The sequence below is a fragment of the Terriglobales bacterium genome, assembly GCA_035651655.1.
Taxonomy (GTDB): domain Bacteria; phylum Acidobacteriota; class Terriglobia; order Terriglobales; family Acidobacteriaceae; genus DASRFG01.
Window position 1 is genome coordinate 57,836 of record DASRFG010000019.1, and the last position, 25,623, is coordinate 83,458.

Annotated in this window: 19 protein-coding genes and 2 tRNA genes; 15 read left to right on the top strand and 6 right to left on the bottom strand. The window is 55.7% G+C overall.

What is annotated here, in order from left to right; all coding sequences use genetic code 11:
- The first annotated feature begins 158 nt into the window (after positions 1 to 158).
- The 5 genes from VFA76_07710 (at position 159) to ppdK (ending at position 7,341) form a co-directional block, all read left to right on the top strand.
- On the top strand, positions 159 to 428 hold the full coding sequence (locus VFA76_07710; GenBank protein ID HZR31724.1) for a ferredoxin family protein: 270 nt from the start codon (positions 159 to 161) through the stop codon (positions 426 to 428).
- 214 nt (positions 429 to 642) lie between these two features.
- A complete protein-coding gene (gene recO, locus VFA76_07715; protein HZR31725.1) occupies positions 643 to 1,380 on the top strand; it encodes a DNA repair protein RecO in 738 nt (245 codons plus the stop codon).
- Between the two features lie 21 nt (positions 1,381 to 1,401).
- Positions 1,402 to 2,445, top strand: a complete 1,044-nt coding sequence (locus tag VFA76_07720; protein ID HZR31726.1) for a glycine--tRNA ligase subunit alpha — start codon at positions 1,402 to 1,404, stop codon at positions 2,443 to 2,445.
- Positions 2,438 to 4,582, top strand: a complete 2,145-nt coding sequence (glyS, locus tag VFA76_07725) for a glycine--tRNA ligase subunit beta (protein HZR31727.1) — start codon at positions 2,438 to 2,440, stop codon at positions 4,580 to 4,582. The genes VFA76_07720 and glyS overlap by 8 nt, the downstream gene beginning before the upstream one ends.
- A 17-nt stretch (positions 4,583 to 4,599) precedes the next feature.
- Complete coding sequence (gene ppdK, locus VFA76_07730) at positions 4,600 to 7,341, top strand: pyruvate, phosphate dikinase (GenBank protein ID HZR31728.1); 2,742 nt, start codon at positions 4,600 to 4,602, stop codon at positions 7,339 to 7,341.
- A 274-nt stretch (positions 7,342 to 7,615) separates the two neighbouring features.
- On the opposite strand, the gene VFA76_07735 is transcribed toward ppdK, so the two are convergent.
- Positions 7,616 to 8,209: a hypothetical protein gene (locus VFA76_07735; protein HZR31729.1), complete on the bottom strand. Its 594-nt coding sequence runs from the start codon at positions 8,207 to 8,209 to the stop codon at positions 7,616 to 7,618.
- A 195-nt stretch (positions 8,210 to 8,404) separates the two neighbouring features.
- Between VFA76_07735 and VFA76_07740 the strand changes: the two genes are divergently transcribed.
- Positions 8,405 to 8,482: transfer RNA gene (locus VFA76_07740), tRNA-Glu, on the top strand.
- A 326-nt stretch (positions 8,483 to 8,808) separates the two neighbouring features.
- Here the strand turns inward: VFA76_07740 and VFA76_07745 are convergent.
- Positions 8,809 to 9,945 carry a hypothetical protein gene (locus VFA76_07745; protein ID HZR31730.1) on the bottom strand — a complete coding sequence of 379 codons (1,137 nt, stop codon included), beginning with the start codon at positions 9,943 to 9,945 and terminating at the stop codon, positions 8,809 to 8,811.
- 531 nt (positions 9,946 to 10,476) lie between these two features.
- On the opposite strand from VFA76_07745, the gene VFA76_07750 reads away from it, so the two are divergent.
- Entirely contained in the window at positions 10,477 to 12,687 is a 2,211-nt protein-coding gene (locus tag VFA76_07750; protein HZR31731.1) for a hypothetical protein, read from the top strand.
- Positions 12,688 to 12,852: 165 nt separating this feature from the next.
- Positions 12,853 to 15,093: a glycoside hydrolase family 2 TIM barrel-domain containing protein gene (locus VFA76_07755; GenBank protein ID HZR31732.1), complete on the top strand. Its 2,241-nt coding sequence runs from the start codon at positions 12,853 to 12,855 to the stop codon at positions 15,091 to 15,093.
- Positions 15,094 to 15,117: 24 nt separating this feature from the next.
- Here the strand turns inward: VFA76_07755 and VFA76_07760 are convergent, their stop codons facing one another.
- The gene (locus tag VFA76_07760) at positions 15,118 to 15,801 is read right to left on the bottom strand and encodes a DUF1080 domain-containing protein (GenBank protein ID HZR31733.1); all 684 of its coding nucleotides are present in this window, start codon (positions 15,799 to 15,801) and stop codon (positions 15,118 to 15,120) included.
- Between the two features lie 153 nt (positions 15,802 to 15,954).
- On the opposite strand from VFA76_07760, the gene VFA76_07765 reads away from it, so the two are divergent.
- Positions 15,955 to 16,662, top strand: coding sequence for a gluconate 2-dehydrogenase subunit 3 family protein (locus VFA76_07765; GenBank protein ID HZR31734.1), 708 nt, complete (start codon positions 15,955 to 15,957; stop codon positions 16,660 to 16,662).
- Positions 16,663 to 16,674: 12 nt separating this feature from the next.
- A complete protein-coding gene (locus VFA76_07770) occupies positions 16,675 to 18,372 on the top strand; it encodes a GMC family oxidoreductase (protein HZR31735.1) in 1,698 nt (565 codons plus the stop codon).
- An 84-nt stretch (positions 18,373 to 18,456) separates the two neighbouring features.
- Here VFA76_07770 and VFA76_07775 read toward each other — a convergent pair whose 3' ends face one another.
- Together VFA76_07775 and VFA76_07780 are read right to left on the bottom strand one after the other, a co-directional pair.
- Positions 18,457 to 19,725 (bottom strand): nucleotide sugar dehydrogenase, encoded by a 1,269-nt coding sequence (locus VFA76_07775; GenBank protein ID HZR31736.1) that lies wholly within the window; start codon positions 19,723 to 19,725, stop codon positions 18,457 to 18,459.
- A 202-nt stretch (positions 19,726 to 19,927) separates the two neighbouring features.
- Complete coding sequence (locus VFA76_07780; GenBank protein HZR31737.1) at positions 19,928 to 20,485, bottom strand: 2'-5' RNA ligase family protein; 558 nt, start codon at positions 20,483 to 20,485, stop codon at positions 19,928 to 19,930.
- Positions 20,486 to 20,650: 165 nt separating this feature from the next.
- Here VFA76_07780 and VFA76_07785 point away from each other — a divergent pair.
- From VFA76_07785 to VFA76_07805, 5 genes are all read left to right on the top strand, one after another.
- A tRNA-Pro gene (locus VFA76_07785) sits at positions 20,651 to 20,727 on the top strand.
- A gap of 212 nt (positions 20,728 to 20,939) precedes the next feature.
- A complete protein-coding gene (locus VFA76_07790; protein HZR31738.1) occupies positions 20,940 to 22,202 on the top strand; it encodes a tetratricopeptide repeat protein in 1,263 nt (420 codons plus the stop codon).
- Positions 22,203 to 22,886: 684 nt separating this feature from the next.
- A complete protein-coding gene (locus VFA76_07795) occupies positions 22,887 to 23,972 on the top strand; it encodes a hypothetical protein (GenBank protein ID HZR31739.1) in 1,086 nt (361 codons plus the stop codon).
- Between the two features lie 166 nt (positions 23,973 to 24,138).
- Complete coding sequence (locus tag VFA76_07800) at positions 24,139 to 24,795, top strand: PhoU domain-containing protein (protein HZR31740.1); 657 nt, start codon at positions 24,139 to 24,141, stop codon at positions 24,793 to 24,795.
- A 119-nt stretch (positions 24,796 to 24,914) separates the two neighbouring features.
- Entirely contained in the window at positions 24,915 to 25,106 is a 192-nt protein-coding gene (locus VFA76_07805) for a hypothetical protein (GenBank protein ID HZR31741.1), read from the top strand.
- 153 nt (positions 25,107 to 25,259) lie between these two features.
- Here the strand turns inward: VFA76_07805 and VFA76_07810 are convergent, their stop codons facing one another.
- Positions 25,260 to 25,445: a hypothetical protein gene (locus VFA76_07810; protein ID HZR31742.1), complete on the bottom strand. Its 186-nt coding sequence runs from the start codon at positions 25,443 to 25,445 to the stop codon at positions 25,260 to 25,262.
- Positions 25,446 to 25,623 lie beyond the last annotated feature (178 nt).

Below are 25,623 nucleotides of genomic sequence, written 5' to 3' on the forward strand. Positions count from 1 at the left end.
CTAACGCGACCCCCATTGCTGCTGAACGCAGAAATTTAGCCATGCGCTGCATGGGGCCGCAGAATAGCCTTTTCGCTATACATCAGGCGTGGCATTCTTGCTAAAATAAGGGGTTTAGCGAGCCCTATTGCACCGTCCTAAAGGGAGACACAAAGCTCATGGCCTATGTAATCGCAGAACCGTGCATCGGAACCAAGGACACCGCTTGCGTGGACGCTTGCCCCGTGGACTGCATCCATCCGAAAAAGGATGAACCGGCGTACGCGAGCGAGGAGATGCTCTACATTGACCCGGTGGAGTGCATTGATTGCGGCGCCTGTGTTCCAGTGTGCCCGGTGTCGGCGATCTTCGCCTTGGATGACCTGCCGGAAAAGTGGAAAGCGTTCACGGAGCGCAACGCCGCATACTACGGCCGCACGCCAGCTTAGTCCTGCGCAAACCAGATTCGGCGCACATTTCGTGCTTATTAAAGCGCGGGTGTGCGCCGTCGTTTTTTCTGGTTCTGCCGAATGACAACCAGGGTCGTGAATTCGACCTTCATGCCTTCCCATCCACCATCGCTCCAGTTAGAATGAAATTTCAGGTCATTACACAGCGTCAGCATACGGGCGCCAGGAAACGCGCCGGGAGCGGTACTTTTCCATGCCGCTGAAGGACTCCGAGGCCATTGTTCTACGCACGTACCCGCTGCGAGAAGCGGACCTGCTGGTGACGTTTTTCACCCGGGCGGAAGGTAAGGTTCGGGGGGTCGCCCGATCTGCCAAGAAGTCGAAGCGGCGGTTTGGTGGAGCACTGGAGCCGCTCACCTGGGTACGGGTTTATTACGAGGACCGGGAGCGCCAGGAGCTGGCGCGTATTGATTCATGCGAAGTATTGCAGTCTCCCCTGGCAGATCAGGTGAGCTATGCGCGCGCGGTGGCTTTGGCGCACGTGGCCGAGTTACTGGACGAACTCTTGCCCGACCGCGAAGCCAATGACGCGATTTTCAGGCTGGCTTTGGCGGCATTGGAGCAGTTGCGTAATGACCGCATCTGGATGCCACTGACCTATTTTGAGCTGTGGATTGCGCGGCTGGTGGGCTTTTTGCCAGAGTTAGGCGAGTGTATGGTTTGTGGCTCGGCGCTGAATGGTGGCCGCGCGTACTTTCATGCGCTGACCGACGGTCTAATGTGTGCCTCTGATAAGCGACTGGCGTCGTCGGAGATTTCGGCCGAGTCCCGGGCGCTTGCGGGTGAGATGTTTCACGCGCCCCTTGATCGTTTTGCCGCTCTGGAGTGGCCCAAGGCACGTGCAGCAGACCTGCGTAGATTTCTGGTGCAGACGCTCGAGCGGCACATCGAGAAGAAGCTGGTAACGGCTGGAATGCTGCACAAGATCTAAATAGTTATATCCCTGACAGTCATGAGCGCAACGGCTAAGAATCCGCCGACGTATCAGGAATTGATCCTGCGGCTGCAGAGCTTCTGGGCCGAGCGCGGATGCGTGCTGCAGCAGCCGTACGATCTGGAAGTGGGCGCAGGCACCATGGCGCCGGAAACTTTCCTGCGGGTGCTCGGGCCACAACCCTACAGAGTTGCCTATGTGCAGCCCTCGCGAAGGCCGGCGGATGGGCGCTATGGTGAGAATCCCAATCGGCTGTACAAGCACACGCAGTTGCAAGTCATCTTGAAGCCGCCTCCGGAAAATGTGCAGGACCTTTATTTGGAATCGCTGGCGGCAATCGGGATTGATTTGCGACAGCATGACATCAAGTTCGAAGAGGACAATTGGGAATCGCCGACCCTGGGAGCGTGGGGGATCGGCTGGCAGGTAATGCTCGACGGCTTGGAAGTCACGCAGTTCACCTATTTTCAACAGTGTGGGGGAGTGGACTTAGAGCCCATTTCTGCCGAATTAACCTATGGGCTGGAACGCCTTGCCGCCTTCCTTCAGGATGTGGACAGCGTTTATGACATCGTGTGGGCACGAGAGCAGAGCGGTGGTGTAGTGACCTATGGCGATGTTCGGCTGGCTGAAGAAGTGCAATTCTCGGTCTACAACTTTGAGTTGGCCGATGTGGAGAAAACCTGGCAACACCTGCGCCTCGATGAAGCTGAATGTCGCGCGCTGCTGGACGCGTATGCTGACTTCAAAGCGGAAGTAGACAAGGGTTCCGACGGAAAACGTGCAGGGGATGAAGATGAGAAAAAGGACCACACGCGTTTTCCGGTGCTGCCGGCATATGAATTGTGTCTGAAGTGTTCGCATTTGTTTAATGTTCTCGACGCGCGAGGAGCAATTTCGGTGACCGAGCGGGTGGGTGTGATCGCGCGCATTCGAGCGCTCGCGGTGGGTATTGCGCAAGCGTGGATCGATCAGCAGCGGACGCCTGCTGAAGTGCCGGCAGAGGCGGAGCCGGAAAAAAAGACAAAGTCTGATCGAAAGAAAGCGAAGCAATTTGCCTGATTTTCTGCTCGAGATCGGATGCGAAGAGATTCCGGCGCGGATGATTGATGCCGCGTCGCTGGAGCTGCGCGAGCGTGTGCAAAAGCTGCTTCAGCGGGAGCAGCTTCAATCTGGTGGCGCTATCGTGAGTTTTGATACTCCGCGGCGGCTTGCGATACTAGCCCCGGGGATACCCAGTCAGCAGCCCGACACCGAAGAGCAGGTCACCGGGCCAGCGGTGAAAGTTGCCTTTAACAACGGACAGCCAACTCCCGCGGCACACGCCTTTGCCAAAAAAGTTGATCTGGATCTTTCGAAAATCGACCGGGTCAATACACCGAAAGGCGAGTACCTCACGGCCGTTGTCCGCAAGAAAGGCCGCCGGGCTGACGAGATTTTGGCCGAACTTCTGCCGAAAGAGATCAGCTCGATTTATTGGCCCAAGAGCATGTACTGGCGCTCCAAGGGCGAGCGATTCATCCGGCCGGTGCGATGGCTGGTCGCGATGCTTGACGAGCAGGTGGTGCCGCTCGAATTCGCTGGAATCCGTGCGGGATCGGAATCTCGCGGGCATAGAACGCTGGGCAAGGCCGTGCGCATACGCAGGCCGGCGGACTATGAGCCGTCCCTCGAAAACGTCGCAGTTGTGGCCAAGCGTGAGACTCGAGAGCACCGCATTCGCAAGGCTCTGGACGCCGCGACACGCACCGTTACCGGCGCCCGTTGGCGGGAGGACAAAGATTTACTCGATACGGTGGTCAATCTTACCGAGTGGCCTTCAGTGATTGTGGGCGGATTTGATCCAGAATTTCTGGACTTGCCTGAGGAAGTGCTGGTCACGGTGATGCGCGACCACCAGAAATACTTTGCAGTGGAAGATTCCAGCGTCAGGCTCCTGCCGCATTTCCTGGCCGTCCTGAATACCGGCGCCGAGTCAGCCGACGTCATTCGGCATGGGCACGAGCGCGTGCTGCGCGCCCGCTTCAATGATGCCCGCTTCTTCTGGCAGACTGATCAGAAAATTCCGTTGCGCGAGCGCGTTCCCATGCTCAAACAGGTGACTTTCCAGAAGGACCTGGGCAGTTACTACGACAAAACCATTCGAACGCAGCGCCTGGCGAGCCACGTTTCAGGAGTGCTCAAGGATGCGGGAGTTCCAATTCGTCCCGGAGTTCTCCATAAAGCTGCATTGCTGGCCAAGGCCGATCTCACTACCGAACTAGTGAAAGAGTTCACCGAACTGCAAGGTATTGTCGGAGGACTGTACGCGCGAGTGCAGACTCTCGATCACGACATGGCAGAGGACGTCCGTCAGTTAATCGCCGATGCCATCTACGAACATTACAAACCGGTTTCGATGGAAGACTCGGTCCCGCGGACTCTTGAGGGAGCGGTACTCTCGATTGCAGACAAAGCCGACAGCATTGCCGGAATGTTTGCACTGGGGTTGCAACCGACGGGCTCGAAAGATCCCTTCGCGCTAAGACGTCAGGCCAATGGAATCGTAAAGACCATTGCCGAGAAGAAACTTGCCATGAGCCTGAGCGATTTAATGGCAGATGCCCGGGCAGGGTATAGCCAGGGGCCAGCGGAGAAGAAATTCACGAACGCCGATTTCGCCGGCTCAGTACGAGGTTTCTTTCGCGAACGCCTGGAGTTCTATATGCGCGACGCCCGAGGCTTTGCGTACGACGTGGTGAATGCCGTGCTGGCGGCCGGCTTCGACGACGTGGTAGATGCGGTGGCACGCGCGGAAGCAGTCACCGTCGTGAGGTCCTCACCCGATTTCGCGTCCATTTCCGTGGCCTTTAAGCGAATGAAGAATATTCTTCGGCAGGCCCACGAGGCCGGCAGCGCACCGGCTGGGAGTTTCCACGCCGGGTCACTACAGGAACCGGCAGAGGTCAATCTGGCCGAGTTGCTGCCGCGAACGGCCGAATCGGTCCGCAAATTGCGTGCCGAGGGGAACTATGCGCAGGCGCTGATCGAGATTTCCCGACTCAGGCCCGCGGTAGATACGTTTTTCGATAAGGTCATGGTGATGGTAGAAGACGAGCGCCTCCGCGCCAATCGTCTCGCGCTACTGCAGACCCTTCTAAAGGAATTTTCAACAATCGCTGATTTTTCAGAGATCGTGACCGAGAGCAAAAGTTCTTAACTTGAGAAAAGGAAAATATGAGCACTCAGACAATTACCGAATTAGATAAGGGCGTAATGGAGATGAAGGCACCAGCCACCAAGTACGTGTATTTCTTTGGAGGTGGCAAAGCTGACGGCAATGGGAAAATGAAGGACGACCTCGGCGGCAAGGGCGCCGGATTAGCGGAGATGACCAATGCCGGGCTGCCGGTCCCCCCGGGTTTCACTATCCAGACTGAAGCTTGCCGGGAATACATGCGAACAGCGAAAGTGTCTGCCGAAATCGAGAGACAGATGCAAGAGGCCCTTGCGCGTCTGGAGAAGCTACAGGGCCAGAAGCTGGGAACGGGTGAAAACCCGCTGCTGGTAAGCGTTCGCTCGGGCGCAAAGTTTTCCATGCCAGGGATGATGGATACCATCCTGAACCTCGGCCTGAACGATGAGAGTGTGGAAGCCTTGGCGCGGCGCAGCAATAATCCCCGTTTTGCGTACGATTCGTATCGCCGGCTGATTCAGATGTTCGGCAACGTGGTACTGGAGATTCCCAAGCCCGCATTCGATGAGGTTTTCGACGCAAAAAAGAAGCAAAAGAAAGCCAAGCTCGATACCGATCTGGATGCGCGCGCATTGCAGGAAGTGATTGAAGACTACAAGAATGTGGTGAAGAAACACGCCAAGCGCGACTTTCCGCAGGACCCACATGAGCAGCTAGTGGCGGCGCGCGATGCCGTATTCCGCTCCTGGAACAACGATCGCGCCAAGCACTACCGTCGCATTAACAATATTTCCGATGATCTGGGGACGGCGGTAAACGTTCAGGCGATGGTGTTCGGCAACCTGGGCGAGACCAGCGGTACGGGCGTGGGCTTCACCCGCAATCCGGCAACCGGAGTCAAGGAATTCTACGGTGAGTTCCTGATGAATGCGCAGGGTGAGGACGTAGTGGCTGGCATACGCACACCCGTCCCCATTTCCGAACTGAACAAGGTCATGCCGAATGTGTACAGCCAACTCCGCGACATCACTACACGGCTGGAGAAGCACTATCGCGACCTGCAGGATTTCGAGTTTACGATCCAGGAAGGCCGCCTGTACATGCTGCAAACCCGCAACGGAAAGCGCACCGGACGGGCAGCGGTCCGCGTGGCCATACAGATGGTGGAAGAGGGGTTGATCAGCAAGGAAGAAGCGATTTTCCGCGTGGAGCCCAACCAACTTTACGATTTTCTGGTACCGCGTTTGGATGAGAAGAATGTAAAGATCGAAGTATTGGCTACGGGCCTGCCGGCGTCGCCGGGTGCGGCTGTAGGTCAGATTGTGTTCACGGCCGATGAAGCCGTAGAAAAAACCAGCAAGGACAAGAAGACGCCGGTGATCCTGGTGCGCGCTGAAACCACTCCGGAAGATATTCACGGCATGGAAGTGGCCGCCGGGATTCTAACCTCGCGCGGTGGCATGACTAGCCACGCTGCGGTGGTCACTCGAGGCATGGGCAAGTGCTGCGTGGCTGGCGCGGGCGATATCGAAGTGGACGAGAAAGCGCACGAGATGCGGGTGAAAGGCCAAGTGCTGAAAGATGGCGACTGGATCTCTCTCGACGGCACTACCGGACGGGTTATCAAGGGCAAGCTGAATACGGTGGAGGCCAAGCCCGATGATCCCGAGCTGATGAAGCTGATGGGCTGGGCGGAACCGTTCCGCAAGCTGGGCGTACGCGCGAACGCGGACATTCCGCGCGACGCCATCCAGGCGCGGGCCTTCGGCGCTGAAGGAATTGGGCTGTGCCGCACCGAGCACATGTTCTTCGCCGAGGACCGCATTCCCCACATCCGGGCCATGATCATGGCGAACAACGAAAAAGACCGCCGCATGGCCTTGCGAAAGCTGCTGCCCATGCAGCGTTCTGACTTTATCGGCGTCTTTCGCGCCATGGATGGATTTCCGGTGACCATCCGTACGCTCGATCCGCCGCTCCACGAGTTTCTGCCGCGGCGCGAAGACCTGATGGTGGAAATTGCGGTGCTGGAGGCGACCAAGCCTCGTTCCTCCAAGCTGCGCGAACTTCGCACTATGCTGCGCCGGGTGGAGGAGTTGCACGAGTTCAATCCCATGCTAGGGCATCGGGGATGCAGATTGGGAATTACTTATCCGGAAATCACGGAGATGCAGGCCCGCGCCATCTTCGAGGCCGCAGTCGCTGTATCGAAGGAGGGCGTGAAGGTTTATCCAGAGGTCATGATTCCGCTAGTTGGCACGCTCAAAGAAATGGCAAACCAAAAGGAGATCGTGGTGCGGGTGGCCGAAGAGGTGTTCGCGGAAAAAGAAAGGCGGGTCGAATACCTGGTCGGCACTATGATCGAACTGCCGCGCGCGGCGCTGGTTGCGGAAGAGATCGCGAAAGAAGCGCAGTTTTTCTCGTTCGGCACCAACGATCTCACGCAGACAACCTTCGGCTTCTCACGTGATGACATCAACAAATTCCTGCCTGCGTATCTGGCGGAGGGGATTCTCAAGCAGGATCCGTTTGCCGCACTCGACCGCGAAGGCGTGGGACAGCTGGTCCGCATGGGAACGGAGCGCGGGCGCAAGGGGCGTCCCAACCTGAAAGTCGGCATCTGCGGCGAACATGGCGGGGACCCTTCTTCGGTGGAGTTCTGTCATCAGGTGGGGCTCAACTATGTTTCGTGTTCACCTTTTCGCGTGCTGACGGCGCGTTTGGCGGCGGCGCAAGCGGCTGCGGGTGAGCAGTTGAAGGGGGAAGCGGGAAGGACTAAATAGCTCATTTTAACCACAGAGGACACAGAGGTCACGGAGAAGGACTTTCTACTCTGAGAATGAGAGCTCCACTAAGCAATGTAAAAATCTCTGTGTTCCTCTGTGCTCTCTGTGGTTTAAGAACGCACCGCAAAGGGCACAAGAACTTCGTGAGCCTTTCTGTCCACAGAGGACAGAGGTCACGGTGAAGGACTTTCTAGTCTGAGAATGAGAGCTCCACTAAGTAATTTGAAGATCTCTGTGTTCCTCTGTGCTCTCTGTGGTTGATTGCAGTTGGTTATTGCACTTTCTGCAGGCGAGCGACCAGCTTCTGCGCCAAATTCTCTTCTGACTCTGACCAAAGCACGCGACCGCTGATCCCGGCGTTCTTCTCGATTTTGTTGGTGAATTCCACCAGCTTCTGAACGTTGGCGCGGACGCGAGCTTCGTTGAACGGCGTCAGCTTGACGTCTTCTTGTAAAAAGGGCGAATCAATCCCGAAATCTACTTGTATGTGCCCGTCATCTTTGTACGTCCCCTCTTCAAACTCGGAGCCGTGCACGATGAATTTCACTTGCTGCGGTTTCACTGTCCAATCCTGCGTGGTTTCGTCGAGCAACCACAAATCCCAAAACGCCTCAAACATGTAGGCGTAATCGTCATGCAGCAGATCGGATGCAAGCTCAACTGCCGCTTGCGGATCTACACCGGGCGAAAACCGTTGCTCGAGAATCGTCGGCTCGTTCCAGGAGAAAGGATGAACAGACAAGTAAGTGATTCCGGGACGCTCGGCCGAGAAATGGAATTGCCGCATAACGGAGAGAGCGCGCGGCATCATCTCCTCGAGCGAGAAGCTCGGGTACCAGAGATTGAGATTGAGGGTGTCTGCCACGGCCATTCTCTTTTGTGCCACTGCACTTTCACGGCGCAAAAAAGCCGAACAACTCTCCAATTCTAAACTCTTCTGGGCGGTTGCGGGCCGCAGTCGAGAGATGATCATGCCGTGCGCTTTAGGAGACAGTTTTGACACTCCATTTGGGGCGCTGTTACCATCGGAAGGTTCCAGTAGAACGGTCCCGCCCTGCTCGTCCCCGTCGTCTAGCCCGGCCTAGGACATCGCCCTTTCACGGCGGTAACACGGGTTCAAATCCCGTCGGGGACGCCAACAAAATCCATTTTCAGTGCCGAGTTCCTGTAAGACGGTGAATAGTGATGGTTTAGTGGTGTTCAAAAAACCGGAGTTTTTGGAGTAGAGCAAACCGTCAGAGAACAGGACCGAAAGTGCGAGCTATAGTTTGGCGCGTGATGCTTGGTCAAAGCCCGTCGCGTGTCGTTGGCGTCTTCAATAAGGGTTTCGTTTATCGCTACTTTGGAACCCCAGATAAAGAAGGCTACCTAGGTGAAATGAGTTCCCTGCAATGCGCTAGGCCTTGATTCCCCGATTTTAATCGTGGTTTTTCACTAACTATCGCGTGAGTGGATCAGTTCGCCTCACTTAACAAGGTCACCATCGGGTGAGATGAGCGCCCCCACGCATCCGCCGTTGTTGGCTTGGTAGTCGGTGCACTCGTGAGCAGAGAAATCGGACTTCTTCCATCCTAGGAGGCCCATGACTGACTCGTAGCGCCACAGAATCATGCGCCGATCTGGCAGGACCAACCACCAATCGCCGTAACTGACATTCAGAACTGCCACCTGCGATTGCACCTGCCGTACTTCGTTTACCAGCGCATCCTTCCCAAGTGAGTGCATGTCAGCAGCAAAGTTTTGAAGTGCCTTATCGCTGAGAGATTTGTCGTGAACCCAAAGCAGCGACGTTCCCCACTTCGGATATTTTTCCCGCAACTTTGAAAGCCACGGAACCGACAATGCTAGGTCCTCATACCGGGATGCATCCTGCAAGAACTCATCAACCCCCAATACTGTCCCGTCTCTGTAGAGGAGTAGCGCTGTAACTGCAAACTCCTGTGGAAAGTCAGATCGCCTCAGTTCGAGGTGGAGGTCTTCCTCTCCTTCGCCTTTACCGTCCTTAACGTAAATGCCAAACGTCACATCGTGGTATGGGTTGATGTCTGCGCTGAGGATTTTGTAGACATTACCGATCTTCACAAGTGCTTTGTTCGCGTGCGCTTTGACGTTAGAAAGGTTCCAATCACCCTCAATGGCATCCATGACGACCCACGCGAGCGCGAGGTCCAACCCTTGGCCGGAGATACGCACACGATTGGTCGCTTTCTTGGGCATGATTGCGGCTAGAGCCACCGAGATGTTCTTGTTGAATGTTTCTACAGTCGCGTCTCCGTCTTCCACTTTCCAAGGCAACATGAACTCGCTCTGAGAGTGCGAGGAAATGACCGTCCGGCTCCCATCGTCATAGAGGATGGTGACCCTCACACCCGGGTAATCGTCAGTGTGACAACAGCGGAATATCTGCGGCAGAACCTTGGCCATGAAATTCGGATCGGTATAGGAGCGTCGAAACAATCCTTTTTGGTCAGCGCTCCCGTGACCCAACTTGTAAAGCGCTGAGTCGCCGCCATCGTTACGCTCGGCATCTTTTTCCAGCTTGTCTGCGGCGTTCGTCAACCATTCGTCAGTCATTCCGAGATTTTGGAGCGCAGGCTTCATCTGCGGTGGCTGCCGGACCGAGGCTAACAACGATTCCACGTTAGCCCGGTCAATTCTCCTACTCCCGAGGCGGTACTCGCCGTTGTCGTGACGGACCACCAACTCTGTATTCTGCGGTCTGCCCAAGCCGCCCCAAGAAGATTTGATTTCAATCTGACGGATGCCAGAATCGCTGGGAAATGCTGGACCAGAAACAGCAACGATAACTGCAAGAATCAATGCTGCGTATCGAAGCATATTGTTGAGACTACCCTATTAGACACCGGACGATCAGGCCTTAGCATTGTTGCCATATTTTCTTCCCCTCCCCACGAGGATGCTCGCACGTTAATTCCGCTCAAGTTTCCGCAGGCGATATTCCTTCATTGAAGTTGCAAAAACTTGCATCTTGACAAGGCGTTCCGAACTACGCAGAATGCCGCGCACTATCGGGGTCCTGAGGCCCGCGCTGGTTCGCGCTGGTTGAAGATCCTGCCAGTTTCGTCTTGTAGACCTGAGATTCATTTTTCACAGCACCTGAGGAGGTGTCACGTGACGCGTATCACCATCTGCCTGTCCCTACTTCTGTGCTGCACCACATCAGTCCTCGCTCAGCAACCACCAAAAGCAATCGTGGTCAGCGTTCCTCGGCTAATGAGGTATTCCGGGGCGGTGATTGATAGCGCTGACAAAGGAGTTGTCGGAATTACTTTTTCTCTATACAAGCAGCAGCAGGGCGGAGCAGCACTGTGGATGGAAACGCAGAATGCACGTTTAGGTCCTGGCGGCCACTACAGCGTGATGCTGGGCGCCAGCAAGCTGGAGGGACTCCCGCTGGATCTGTTTACCTCGGGTGAAGCTCGCTGGTTGGGGGTGCAGGTGGAAGGGCAGCCGGAGCAGCCCAGAGTATTGCTGGTCAGCGTGCCCTATGCATTGAAAGCCCATGAAGCCGAGAAGCTGGCTGGGAAGTCGGTCTCCGAATTTGTGTTGTCCAAACAGCTCAACGAGCAGGTGCGGACTCAGGTGCGTGCCCAGATGAAGCAGGCCAGTGGCACGAAATCACCCACAAAGTCTTCTTCTCCAACCGCCGCAACCCCAGCGGGCGCGACCGACTTCTCGGCGACTACGGCCGACCAAGTCGTTTCTGTCACACAACTGGGCACCGGGGTGGCGATCAGCGCCAGCGCTCCTGCGAACAATGGCATCGTCAGCCAGACCGGCAGCGCCACCGGGATCGGAGTATATGGGAAAGCCACCTCCACCAGCGCTGGGCTGAGCTACGGGCTCAGGGGGGACGCCGTGGGGCCGAACGGCCGCGGCATTCGGGGAGTGGCGACGGGAAGCGCAGGGGTGGGTATCCATGGGAGCGCCTTTGGTGCCAGCGGGGTTGCGCTCTTAGGAGAAGGCCGTTCGACCACGGGCACGCCGACTGGGGTGTACGGGACGGTTTTCAGCGCAAACGGCACGGCCGGGCGATTCGACAATCTGGCGGGTGGCAAAATTCTTAGCCTGCGGAACAACGGTGTCGAGAAGCTTACCGTGGACGGCGGTGGGAATCTCACCGGTGGAACCTTGCAGGGCACCGGGGCTTCTACCGGAGTATCAGGCATGACTGACTCTGGCAGCGGAGTATTCGGGCAAGCGACCAGCACCACGTCAAACGGTAGCACTTTTGGGGTACAAGGGTTGGCATCGGTTCCGGGTGGATTTGGAGTCTATGGATCAAATAACGCTGCGAGCGGCGGTGTGGGTGTCCAAGGAACGGACACGAACACCACTGGCATCGGTGTCGTAGGCCTTGGGGGCTGCTGCTCCAACCTCACCAGTGGCGGCATCGGCGTTCTCGGAATGATAGGCTTCTTCGGCCCAAGCTTTCCAGCTGCCCCAACTGCAGTACTGGCGGACTCGACCCACAGTCCGAACGGCATCGGGATGTATGCGCGAAGTAGCGGGAGTGGCGGTGCTGTGGCGGGAGTATTCGAAAACAACGGCGTCCTGGCAGGCAAGCTCTTAAGCGGGAGAACTCACGATTCCCTAAATACTCCGGTTGAAACCTTCAGCGTCGCAGCCAACGGCAAGCTCCAGACCAACACCACCGGCGCCAACAACGCCGCCGTTTTCATCAAAGATGCCTTACCGGCGTCTTCATCAACGCTAGCCGCGCTCGAGGTCCATAATTCCGGGGCTAACGGCGAAGTCGCTTGGTTGGGACACACTGTCAACACCAACACTAATCCTGTGGTGAAGCTTGTACTACCAAGCACATCAACGGCGGACTTCTTGAAATGCCACCGTCCCGACTTGACGCAAAAGTGTCACATCGACAGTAACGGGACCTTCCATAGCGGTTCGGACTTCGCGGAGGCACTGCCCGCGCGTGGCGCCCGTAAATTGTACGAGCCGGGCGATGTGCTCGTCATGACCAATGACGGCACGGGCGTGGAGAAGACCAACGAGAAGTATTCGCGCCGCATCATCGGTGTCTACTCCACCCGACCCGCGGTGTTAGGCGCCGAAAAGGGAGGTGTAACTCGCGTAGATCCAGACGATGTGCCGGTTGCGATTACGGGCATCGTGCCCACCAAGGTGACAGCCCAGAATGGCTCGATCTTAGTTGGGGATCTATTAGTGACCTCTCCTCTTCCCGGCTACGCCATGAGAGGAAGCAACCGGAAACACATGACCGGTGCGACGGTCGGAAAGGCCCTCGACCCGTTGCGCTCAGGAACCGGAGTCATTCGAGTGCTTGTCACTTTGCAGTGAGGGCCATTGTTCTTTCTTGGAGGCGAAGTCGGACGATAGTGGCAGAATCAAAATGCGGTTGTGGAAATGCGAATAAATTTCGAGGGGCGCCCAGGCCGCGCCCCTCGTGCTCCCCCGGCAATGCCAACGCCTGATTCTCCAGGTTCAAACCCTGTGGCTCGAGGGATGCACCCCGGTCGCGTTCTCAAGTGGATGGTTGTGCTGGCGGTCTCGGCCGCGATGCCAGTCTGCTTGAGCGCCGCCGAGAGAACTACAATTTCACTCGACGGCACTTGGGATATTGCGGATTCGAAAGAAGCTGATGCGATTCCGTCCCTATGGAATCACCAGGCGCCGGTGCCGGGACTCGCACATTCTGCGCAGCCTGGCTTCCCAAAGGTGGACCAGTTCGACAGCCGGTTGCTGATTCAGAACCGGGTCAGCAATGGCAAACTTCCTGAGAGCGCCATCGTCACTAATGCCGGCGTATCCCGACAGGAACGCAACTGGTTTTGGTATCGCCGCACCTTTGAACTCTCCGCAATCCGAAGCGTGGCCATTCTCCACATTAACAAGGCGCAGTTCGGAACTGCGATTTGGCTCAATGGCATCAAGATTGGCGATCACCTACCTTGCTTCACGAGGGCAACGTTGGACGTCAGCAGGGCGATCCGTCGCGGTAGTAACGAATTAATAGTTCGCGTTGGAGCACATCCTGGGGTCCTGCCCCCCACAGTTTCCGCCGGCACTGACTTTGAAAAGATCCGCTGGACTCCGGGCATCTACGACATCGTTTTTCTAGCGCTTAACGACAATCCATCCATTGAAAACGTCCAGGTGGCGCCGAAGGTTGCAGACAGCTCAATCGTTGTACAGACATCTCTGCACAACTTGGCAAAGCATCCGACGTCGTTTGATCTGACACAGCGCGTGCATGCCTGGAAGATAAGCACCACGGTGGCGAGTTCCAGCCCGAAGCACATTACTCTCGCTCCTGGCGAAAGCAAAATAGTTCTTCAGACCATGCGGTTACCCGGAGCACGCCTGTGGTCCCCGGAATCGCCCAACTTGTATGTGCTTGAAACGGGTACCGGAGGCGATAGTGCAACCACCCGTTTCGGCATGCGTGAGTTTCGCTTCGACACAGCCACTAAAAGGGCATATCTCAACGGCCGCCCCTATTTCATGCGCGGATCAAACATTACTCTTCACCGATTCTTCGAAGACCCTCTATCAGGCACGCTGCCGTGGGACGAGGCCTGGGTGCGGAAACTGCTTGTCGAAATTCCGCGCCAGATGCACTGGAACAGTTTTCGGTTCTGCATTGGCCCCGTCCCCGATCAATGGCTCGACATCGCTGACGAAGCAGGACTACTCATCCAGAACGAATACTTCGTGTGGACTGGGCATGATTGGCATGGCCCCGAGAACCAAGTGCATTTCAACACTGAAGAGATGATCCCAGAGTACAGCGAATGGCTGCGCGATAACTGGAATCATCCCAGCGTTGTGGTTTGGGATGCAAACAATGAAACCTGGGACCCGGACTTCGGAGAGAAGATCATTCCGGCGGTTCGTGGCCTCGACCTTTCAAGCCGGCCTTGGGAAAACAGTTACAACCCTCCGCAGGGCGCTGACGATCCGGTTGAGGACCATCCATACGAATTTCAGACGATGGCAAGCGGCGGTCCTGAGTTCAGCATGACAGCGCTTGAAAGTCCGGGTGGGATCTCTCCTGGCGCACAGACGGGACATGCTCTCATACTGAATGAATACGGCTGGCTTTGGTTGAACCGCGACGGTGCGCCCACCGAGCTTACAAAAAATCTTTACCCGGCCCTTCTCGGAAGGGACTCGTCTGCGGAACAAAGGCTCGCTCTGAATGCCTACCTGCTGGCCGGCCTTACCGAGTACTGGCGCGCCTACCGCCAATACGCCGGAGTCCTCCATTTTGTGTATCTCACCAGTAGCGATCCCGCCGGTTACACTTCAGACCATTTTCGCGATATAAAAAATCTGGAACTTCATCCGGAGTTCCGCGATTACATGAGCAATGCATTTGCACCCTTGGGGGTGTACCTAAGCTTTTGGCAACCAAAAATTGAGGCTCGAAGCCAACGCACGCTACCCGTGATGCTGGTCAACGACAAGGACCGGCAGATTGAGGGCACACTCACTCTGGACCTCGAGACGAAGGGTGGCAGTCGCGTAGCAAGTCAAACGGCAAAGTTCAAAATCGCGGCGCTGGGGCAGGAAACGATTTATAACGATTTCAAATTCCCGGACACCACCGGTGATTTCCTTCTGCGAGCGATTATCGATTATCGGGAGAACGGCGCCAACTTGTCCACTCAAAGCCGACGCTACCTTAAGCTGGTAGAACCTGAAAGACAAGGAGATGGTGGTGGGACGCACCTAGAACAGTGAGTAAGTGAACCTGGCCTCAGTAGATTACTGCGACAGTGGTGTGAGCGAAATCTCCTTGAAGTAAACCTCGGGTCCGGGATGATTCTGTACTCCGATAAAGCCCGAGTCGGGTCGCGGTCCTCGATCAGGATCATGAGAGCCAGCAGCTTTCGCTGGCACAGGTTGTCCCTCAGCGAAATCCGTGACTTTGGCGCCGTTGAGATATACGACGGTACGCGGTCCATCGAGCGTTATGTCCATCGTGTTCCACTTGCCGATAGAGTTGATGGAGCGCGCCAGTGCTTTTGTAAATGTGTAGAGAACTCCGGTACAGGAGTAGTCGTCCGGCCAGTCGCCAATTTCAACCTCGTACCCTCGGTTGATTGCCATCCATGGCTCAGTGGGCTTCTCCGGTATCCTGATAAAGACTCCGGAGTCCGATTCCTTAGCGGTGAGTTTGAAAACCACGCGGAGGGTGGCATTTGCAATCTTCTCTCTTGTGTACCACAGCATACCCATTCCACCCTCGGTCTTCATGATGCCGTCCTTTACTATGAAAGAGCCGGGACCAACTTGTTGCCACCCGTCAAGATTCTTTGCGTTGAATAGGAGACGTCTTGAAGTCTGCGCAGGTGCTGTGCCGACGAACGCCAGCACCATTACGGATATCATCGCCGGGAAGAATCTTGGCCGTCGCTCGAGGCCGAAAGTGCCGAGGTAGAGGTTCATGTACTTAGAAATGTTTCGCGGTCCGCATCAAATTGGATGCGTGTGGGTTAGCAACGCCGCCCGCATTTTACGCCTTGACACTGTATTCGGAGCGATGTAAAAAAGCCGCCTACGAAACCGCGATCAGAAGACGGTTTTCACGGGTGAGGAAATTTGGGCGGCCAAGGAGTGGAACGCCGGGAGATTCTCCGGTACATCGGGATCGCCGCGGTCGCGGCCACATTCCCTGGCTTTAATAAGTGGGTATTCGCTTGCCCTGAGGGTCATACTCACACGCAAACTTCACCGCCGCCTCCAGCTCCGTACCGGCTGCTGTTTTTTTCACCGCAGTACTACCGGATGATCGACCATATCGCGGAGATGATTATTCCGGAAGACGATCATCCCGGCGCCAAAAAAGCGGGGGTTGCCGAGTTCATTGATTTCATGGTGGCCAATCGCGTCCCCGTGAGTGCTTCACGCGACATTCGCTCCACGGATGATGCGATTCAAATAGGCAATGAGGCGCAGAGCAAATTCATTGCTGGTCTCGATTGGATAAACGCCCGAAGCCAATCCGAGTTCGGGGGACAGTTCATGGACATTACCCCGCAGCAGCAGAACAGCCTGATGGAGGAGCTTGCTTACAAAGCGAAATTCAAACCCACTACAGAGGCGGGACGCGCTTTTTTCCAGATGATGCGCGACTACACGGTTGTCGGCTACTACACCACCAAAATTGGATTGCAAAGTCTCGGCTATCCGGGGCTTCGGACAGTATGGGGTAAGATGCCGGGTTGTTCCCATCCCGACGATCCGGAACATGCACATCTTCCGCCACCTTCCATCCCTGCCGCGTCCGGTCAAACCAACAAGCACTGAGAGGATTTTCTATTGGCCGCCAATATGTATGACGTGATTGTGGTGGGAACCGGCGCTGGCGGCGGCACCGCCATGAAGATCCTATGCGAAGCAGGACTCAAGGTCTGTGCTGTTAACTCGGGTCGGCGCACCGACCCACAAGTGGACTATCGCAACCACCGGCAGGTTTACGACTTGAAGTATCGGGGATACGGCGATCCCTTGCGCCTGAAGGGAAAAGCGCACCAGGAGCCCTATTCGGTGGAGGAGTCAGAATACAGCGATGGCAGAGACCTGTTTGAACATGATGTAGCGTATTCCAATGCCCCAGGCACGGATTGGTACTGGAAGCGCTGCAAGGCAACCGGCGGCAAGGCCAATTTTTGGGGCCGCTCGTCGGCCCGCTTTGGTGACATTGATTTCAAGGCCGCGGAACTCGATGGATTCGGTGAAAACTGGCCGGTGGATTACGCAGAGATTGCACCCTGGTTCACAAAAGCCGAACGATACATGGGCGTGGCCAGCACCATCCAGAATCGGCCAAGCAATCCTGATGGCGAGTATCTGCCGCCGATGCCCTGGCGCTGTATTGATTACATTATTCAGAAGGGCGCTGAAAAACTCGGGTTACCTTATCTGCCCGATCGCTGCGCCCAATTGACCGTCGCCCACAATGATCATCCTCCCTGCCATTACTGCGGGAACTGCAGTCGTGGATGCGACGTCGGAGCTTTCTTTTCGCCCACATGGTTCACAATCCCCGAGGCGGAAGCTACAAAGAACCTCACGCTCCTGACTCATGCCCTGGTGCGCGAAGTCATCGTAGACCAGAACGGCATGGCAAAAGGTGTCGCCTATATTGATCGTCTCAGCCGAAAAGAAGTTGAGGTCTATGCCAAAGTAGTCGTGCTGGCGGCTTCGTGCGTTGAGACGGCACACATCATGTTAAATTCGAAGTCTCGCCATTGGCCCACAGGACTTGCAAATTCCAGCGGACAACTTGGCCGCAATCTCTGCGAACACTTGTACGGTAGCCCGGGATATGGCTACCTGCCGCGCCTGTTGGGCCAACCGGCCACTCCCGACAACATCGCCGATTCCACCGTGGCCTGGATGCCGCGTTGGCAGAATTTGAAAAATCCGCGGGAAGAGAAATTTATCCGCGGCTACTCGGTTTACATCGGAGGCGGTTGCGGAGAGTTCCCGGGATATTACGGGCAGATCGAAGGCTTTGGCTCGTCATTCAAGCGCGACATTAAACGTTACTACCCTACTGGGATCGGCTCTCTTATTCAGGCGCCTACCCTTCCGAGCCCGACGAACTATGTTGACATTGATCCGGAGAAGAAAGACATATTCGGCATTCCCCAGCTTCGGTTTCATTTTCAATGGGGTCAGAACGAACTCCTCATGTGGGAACACTCAAAGCAGCTAATGCTCGATCTCTTTAAAGCGATGGGCGCAGAGATGTGGGGCGCTGACGAGCAGCCGAACCGGCCCGGAACCAGTTTGCACGAAACCGGAGTCTGCAGGTTTGGAAATGATCCAAAAACCGCGGTCACGAACAAATGGGCACAGACCCACGACGTTCCGAACCTTTATATCTGCGACGCAAGTATTTTTCCAAGCTGCACTGACAAAACCACCACTATGCCAATCGTCGCCTTCACTATGCGCAATTGCGATCACATGCTCGACAACTTCAAAAAGGGCGTTCACAATCGCGCCTGAAAACATGCAAGCAATTCTTGATCTTGTGGGCAGTGGTCCCGATAGTATCCGGCCACAGGCATTCGAACCGAGGTAAAGCGGCCCTCAGCGGCCGACGCCGACGTAGCGAAATCCCATGCCGCGCAGTTTGGCGCCGTCGAGCAGGTTTTTGGTATCTACGATTACCTGCCTCTTGAGCAGGCCCCGGATGCGCTGAAAATCAAGGTTGCGAAATTCGGGCCATCCCGTCCCCACCACCAGGGCGTGCGCGCCCTCAACCGCGGAGTACACGGAATCGCAATATTTGATCTGGCCGTCCAATTCAGTTTTTGCGCCGGGCATAGCGACCGGATCATAGGCGCGTACGTTTGCGCCTCTAGCAATGAGACTCCGGATCAGCCGAATGGAGGAAGAGCCCGCGACGGAATTGGTGTTGGGCTTGAAGGCGAGGCCGATCATAGCTACTTGCTTATCGGTGATGTTCTCCAAGGTGTCACAAATCTTCTTGGCCATCTGGTCAGAAAACGAGCTGTTGACGTCGCGCGCCGCTGCCAGCACCTTCAAGGGAACGTGATGCTCTCCGGCCAACTGGCTCAGGGAGTACATGTCAGTTTCTGCGAATGGGCCGCCGATGCCGGATCCGGCTTGCAAACAGCGTGGACCGATCCGCTTGTCCAAACCCAGCGCCAGGCCCAGATCAACCGCATCCGCTCCCACATGCTCACATAAAGCGGCAAGCTCGTTAATAAAAGATAGCTTGGTAGCCAGGAATGCCGTATCTGCCTGGCGAGCCAGCTCAGCCGTCTCATGATTGGTAACCAGCACTGGAACACCGCGCATGACCAGAGGACGAAAAATCTGCTTCAGGGCCTTGACTGCCGCTTGCGATTCAGTGCCCAGGATGATGCGGTCAGGGCAGTTGAAATCTTCGACGGCGCAGCCATCCGTGAGGAAGATCGGCAGTGAGACCACGGTGACCGAAAGGCCGGCTTCCTTGAAGCGCTTCTCAATAGCGGCTGCGGTGCCGACGGGGACGGGCGTGACCACCGCCATGATCGTGTCTCGGGGCATGAGCCGGGCCACGTGCAACGCGGTTTCCTCGATACCTTTGGCGCTGTCCTCGGCAAGAAAGATAATCTGCGATCGTGCCGCGAGTTTTTCGATTTCGCTGGAATAAACCAGGCGTCCACAGCGCACGTTCCTGCGGATTACTTCTTCCAGGTTCTTTTCGTGAAACGGGATGGCGCCTTTGGCCATGCCCAGCAGGCGGTCAGCATCATCGTGGGAGCAGAAAACGGGCGTGCCGAAATCAGACAGGCCAGCGGAAATTACCGTTGCCAAAAATCCCGAACCGTAGACTCCAAAGGGCAGCATTTCCAGTCCTGTCGTGTGCGCTCAGGGGCCGCTCACCGGCAAGGGCCAGGCTCGTCTGGCTGCCCCCAGACCTTAATGTTTTATCGGGTTGGCCTTTCTCCGCAACACGGAAATGGGACATGTACCTCTGGCAGCTTCCATGAATGGGAGCGGTTCGCTTTCGGGCAAGCGATTCCTAGTAGTTGCGAGTGGCAGGAAAAGGTCAGTATGACGTCGGTTTGGCTACCAGGTTACCGCCGAGAGGGACGGGCGCCAGGTCGTCCCATGTGCTGCCCTGGCCTTCGCGGACGAAGGTAAGCTCTTCAATGAGAATGCGGCGGTTGCCGCTGTATTCAGACCAGCGATCCTGGGCAAGCTGTAGTGCGCTTTTCGCCTCTGTCGCACTGCTCAACTTGGCGATGGTGAGGTGAGGCATGTAGGGGAATTGCTCCTGAAACTGCAAAGGACCGTGGTTTAGCTGGTCGTGAAGTTCGCGCATCCGATAGGCGCCATGAGCAACGCGGATAAACACAGTGGCAGTTTGCGGTACGAACGTCTCCACTTCTCCCATGACCACTTCAAAAGGACTGGCTTGGCTGCAGACTTGTTCCACGATCTCGCGGGCTTGTTCTTCTGAACCCTGAAGGACACGGGGCGGCAAAATCGTAATGTGAGCGGGTAAATGGGGCAGAGTGGAACGGAGTTCCCGGCGCAAGCGCTCCACGAATTGCCCGACGGGAGCCTTTACATAAGCCACAAGGGCATATTGCAAGGGCTGCATGACTGCATCGCATTATACCTCTGGCGATGGGGACGGGGTCTATTGACGAGGGCGGCACGAGCAGGGAGCAGACGAAGGGGTCGGTTATAATCGAAGAGCGGGCCGAGTTGGACGGGGATTTTCATTTCTTGTTCATCTGCTCGGCGCGACCTTCCTTTATTTAGTCGGGGCGTAGCGCAGCCTGGTAGCGCACCTGCCTTGGGCGCAGGGGGTCACAGGTTCAAATCCTGTCGCCCCGACCAAACTTGATCCAGTTGTCTTTTCAGAAACTCAGAAGTTAACCTATCCGTCACTTCAGAGCTTTTGCCCTGGCTGACTGATGAGAAAGGCTGTTCTCAAAAGGTATGGCGGGAGCCCTCTGGAACTCAACGTCCCTTCGGCGTAAAGTGCTGCCCTAGCAGTGAATTGGAGGTTCCGGTGTGTTTTTGCCTTATCCACTCCTGAAGGACTGCAGATGCGAACGGTAAAGATTGCAATGTCGGTAATTGTAGCTTTGGCGTGTTTTCTGGTTCCAGCGGCTCTCGCCCAATCAGCCCAATCATGGCCGCGTCCGATGGGCGCTGGAGCATTCCCAATCTCTTTCACGCACGCTTCTGCGTGGTTTGCACATCGAGCGGACGACAACCAGAAACTGATTACGATGCTGGTCTACTTCGAAGGACGTGCCGGCTGGAACAGTCAGCGCACAGATTTTAAATGGGAGCTGAATGGAAACACTGCCAAAATCCAGATGTCCCTTGGGGGAGAAGAAATCCTCCTAAAGTACTGGCCGAATAATGGCGACGTCGAGGTTCAGGGATCAAAATACAGCTTGTCGAGGACCAATGTCTTTCTCGTTGAAGACATCGACAGCCCACACCCCCGGGTCAGGCCGTTGGGCATTCACGATTTATCGTTTGCAGCGGAGGACATACCAGCGCTCGTCCTGTTGAAGCGAGACCCGGATGTCTGGGCTGCGGTGAGCGGGAGATCACCCGCCGAACACTGGAAAAACCGTATCTCCAACACGCCGGAAAGAATCGTCGCTTGGGATACGGAGGGACTCCGACTTCTGCTGACTGGGAAGCCTGAATCTGAACGGCAGGCATGTGAATTATTCCGGCGAGCTGCGTTGGAAGGCTATGCAGCTTCCCAGTACCGGCTCGGCTACTGCTATGAGGCCGGACTTGGCGAAGACCAGAGCTTCTCCACAGCCAACAAATGGTACGACAAAGCAGCTCATCAAGGTCACGTGGATGCCCAATATAAGTTAGGCCATAGTTATCGCGTCGGTCGTGGTGTGCCGATTGATTTGGCTGCGGCGCTCCAGTGGTACAAGAAAGCAGCCGAGAACGGCGACCGCGAAGCTCTGCACAATCTCGGCTGGATGTATGCCACCGGGCAGGGCGTCAGAGCCAATGCCGAAGAAGCTTATCGCTGGTTTCTGGAGGCCGCAAAACGGGGAGAAACGGGTGCACAGTTTGAAGTTGCTCGCCGGCTGAGAGAGGGTGATGGCGTGAAGGAAGACCTAATCTGCTCCTATGCATGGCTTCTCGTTCTGCAAACACAAGAGAGCAACCTTGCACCTGAGGACCGGGAGCAGATCGACATAGCAATAAAATCGGTCCAGAGCAAGGTCGGTAAATCCGCCATCCTACAAGCGGAGGAACAGGCACACGTTTTGCTTACGACCATTGCGAAGAATGAAATGGAGAGCTTTGCACGGCAGCAGAGCTGACCCTGGAATGGATCGGCAAGGATCCCAATCTGCTAGACGACTCAAAAAGCTCAAATCTTCCCGGCGAACCGAAGCTAGCGGGTCAGCTACTTGAACAACTAAATGGCCGAGGCGATGCCGCCCTTCTCGACAACTTCTGAGAAATCCCCATTTCACCGGCTAAATGACGTGTGCCTCCGAGGGCTCAGTTCCAGATATCAGAAAAGTTCTAAAATCGTCCGCTAAGGCCGACCAAACTTGATCCAGTTGTCTTTTCAGAAACTCAGAAGTTAACCTATCCACCACTTTAGAAGTTTTGCCCAGCTCAACTGGTCAAAAGGGATGTTATCAACAATGACAGAAGAGATTAGACTCATGCAATGCTTGGCCTTCCATACGGGAAATCACGCGTTCTGCGGCCACCACGATCGGGCGAGCGACTGAGGTTGAGTTCAGCACCAGACGGGACAAATGATCGTAGTTGGCGACGCGGAGAAATGTTTTAAGTTGACATAAGGAGAGCCCCGGCGCAGAATGCGCGCCAGGTCGCCTCTCCGAAGAGCAGTTCCCTCGCAGAGCAAGTGCATACTCCCAGAGGCGAATAGAACCCTATCTTGGGAGCGAACTAGAACAGGGAATCCAAGATGTCGAGCCCTGTTCCCCCAAGGAAACGGACATAGCCCCCATGTCCCCTGGAGAGACGCAATGACCCAGCGAGTGCTCTGCCTTCTATTTTCATCTCTTTTGCTGCCACTGGTTTTGCTCTCAGCTCCGCCCGCCTGGGTCAGAAAAGGGCCGTTCGCTTATGTGGCTAATTTTAAGGCTGGAACTGTGTCCGTAATTGACACCTCAACGAACAGAGTATTGGGCACAATTCCGGCGGGGAACAATCCGTTCTGCGTGGCAGTGAATGCGACTGGCAGCCGAGTGTATGTCACAAATCCGAATGACAATAACGTCTCTATCATAGATACAACTACAGGCAGCGTCACAAACGTGGCAGTAGCCACTCCTTACGTGGTAACAGTGAATCGGTCGGGGACGCGGGTTTATGTGGGACAAAACGGGGGTAACGAAGATCCGCATAATTCGGTCACGGTTATCGATGCGTCTTCAAACGCCGTTATCGCCACAATTACCGTTGGCCGGCAACCTACGGGGCTGGCAGTGAACCCTGCAGAAACCCGCCTCTACGTCGAGAATAGTGATAGCACGCTCTCTGTAATTGATACCGGTAGCAATGCCGTCATAGCCACCGTTGGGTTGAATGCCACGGCTGGCGCCTCTACTATCGTGGTGAATCCTTCCGGAACCCTGGCTTACATAGGTGGTTCCGACGGCAGTCAGGTTCATGTTCTCGATACGTCGAGCAATACCATTATAGGTGAGATCAGTCTGAATGGACGTCCCGGAATCTTGGCCCTCAGCCCAGACGCGTCGAGACTTTACGTTGGTGAAGGATTTAATGCTAATCAGGTTGAAGTAATAGACACCACCACGAATTCCATTATTGCAACGATAAGAGTAAATAGCGACGCTGGCGCCATCGCGGTGAGATCAGACGGAGCACGGGCTTTCTTAACGCTCGCATCTAATGCGGTTGTGGTAATCGATACTGCCACCAACACAGTCGTGGACACGATAGGAGTTTGTGGCAGCCCCACCACGTTCAGTTCACAGTTCATCGGCCCAGCAGTGGTTAGCCCAGCAGGATTCGGTCCGCCCGTAAGCTGCGGAGAACGACTACCCAAATGGTGGCAAGTATTGCGGTCGCAAGTGATGCCTCGCTGATTCACCTCGAACAGTGGCGGATGCTGGCCTCGCGGCTGAAGCCGGCTCGGAGTGACAGTGTCATTCCTGAGGGAGTGAGGAATCTCACGATCTCAACCCGGGCCTCCCCCGAATGTATTCCCTAAACTAGCATTACAATCATTCCAAGACTATGCCGCGCCCGAGATTGCCTAACGCTCAGAAACTCAGGGAACGGGTGCTGCAATCGAGCCGGCAGGCCTTCTTGATCGCGGCGGATGCTGCCGCCAATCTGGTTGACCTGTTTCAGAACTCCGAGTCAATGGCATTCCTCGCCATCAAGGACTGCGAGAGAGAGCTCGACCAACTGGAGCGGCAGATTGACGAGGACATGCCGGCAGCCATCACTCGAGTGTCAGAACAGAAAGCGCGCGAGCTACTCGCTTGCATCCGCTTTATTACCGACCTGGAGCGGATCGGTGATCTGCTGATGGGCTCGGCGCAAAGATTGCGGGTGGCGTCAGGCATCCCGCGCGGGGGGGACCGCAGCGTTTTGGTAGAAATGGCTGCCACTCTCAAAGACATGCTGGTGAAGGTTCACCATGCATTTGTGGACAGGAATGCGGAAATTGCCGGCGCCGTGCTCAGGGCCGATCGCGACCTCAACCGACTTTACCATTCGCTGGTGCGGCGTCATTTCGAAGCGGACACAAAGCAGGATTGGCGTTTGAAGACCAACGTCTTGCTGATTGGCGGTGCTCTGGAACGTGCGGGAGACCACACCCAGAATCTCGCTGAAGAGGTGCTCCATTTGATCGAAGGCCACACCGTCCGTCATCAACCAAAGATGAAAGCCGAATCATGACCCGGCCCCATCCCTTGGAAAGCTCAGGAGTGGTAGAATGAAACTCGCAGGCGTAATTGCTGATTGCTGCACGACAACTCCGTTTTTTAACCAGCCATCTATTTGAATAGGAGCTCTCGATGACGGCAACTGAAAGATCTCCGATCTGGCTCAATCCCCCGAAGTTCTGGGCCGCAACTCGCGAGATGTCCCCCACCCAAGTGGAAGCGTTAATTCAGGAGTTAATGCTTCTGGCCGAAGCCCGCAATATGGAAACGCTTAAGAAATTCGACTTCATTGTGGTACGCGACTATCCACGGAACGCGGCCTGAGAGCAGGATACGTTGGCGAGAGAGGCCAATGAAAAAAACGATTTCTTCTGCTATCGCTTGCTTCAATTTTCACGATCCAATGTGCCGCCAAGACTAAAGCAGCTCAAGCCTGGGAATTGAACACCGGTATGCAGTGAACCGTCGCAGAAATGATCAGTTTCGTTGTCCTTCTATTCGGTTCTGGTTGAGTTCACGTTCCGATTTGGCCAGCAACAACTTGAGAACGTCTCCCTTGTTCCGTTCTGCGCCCTGGTTGGGATCGCCGGCACAGGTTTTCACCAAAATCGCGAAGACTGCCAGGGCGGTAACCACTCCGATCAATATGATTGGGACAATCATCTTTGACGCCTTGAGCCGGAAACCACTACGTCAGAAGATAAATTCTGCCCGAGTGTCAGTTGTGCAACAAAGGTCACCAAGGTCGCTGTCCTAAACCAAATTTCCGAGCGGCATTGGCTTCTTTCTCAGAGTGTACCTTTTTCTTTTCTGCAGGTGATAACGATTCGCAAAACAGATC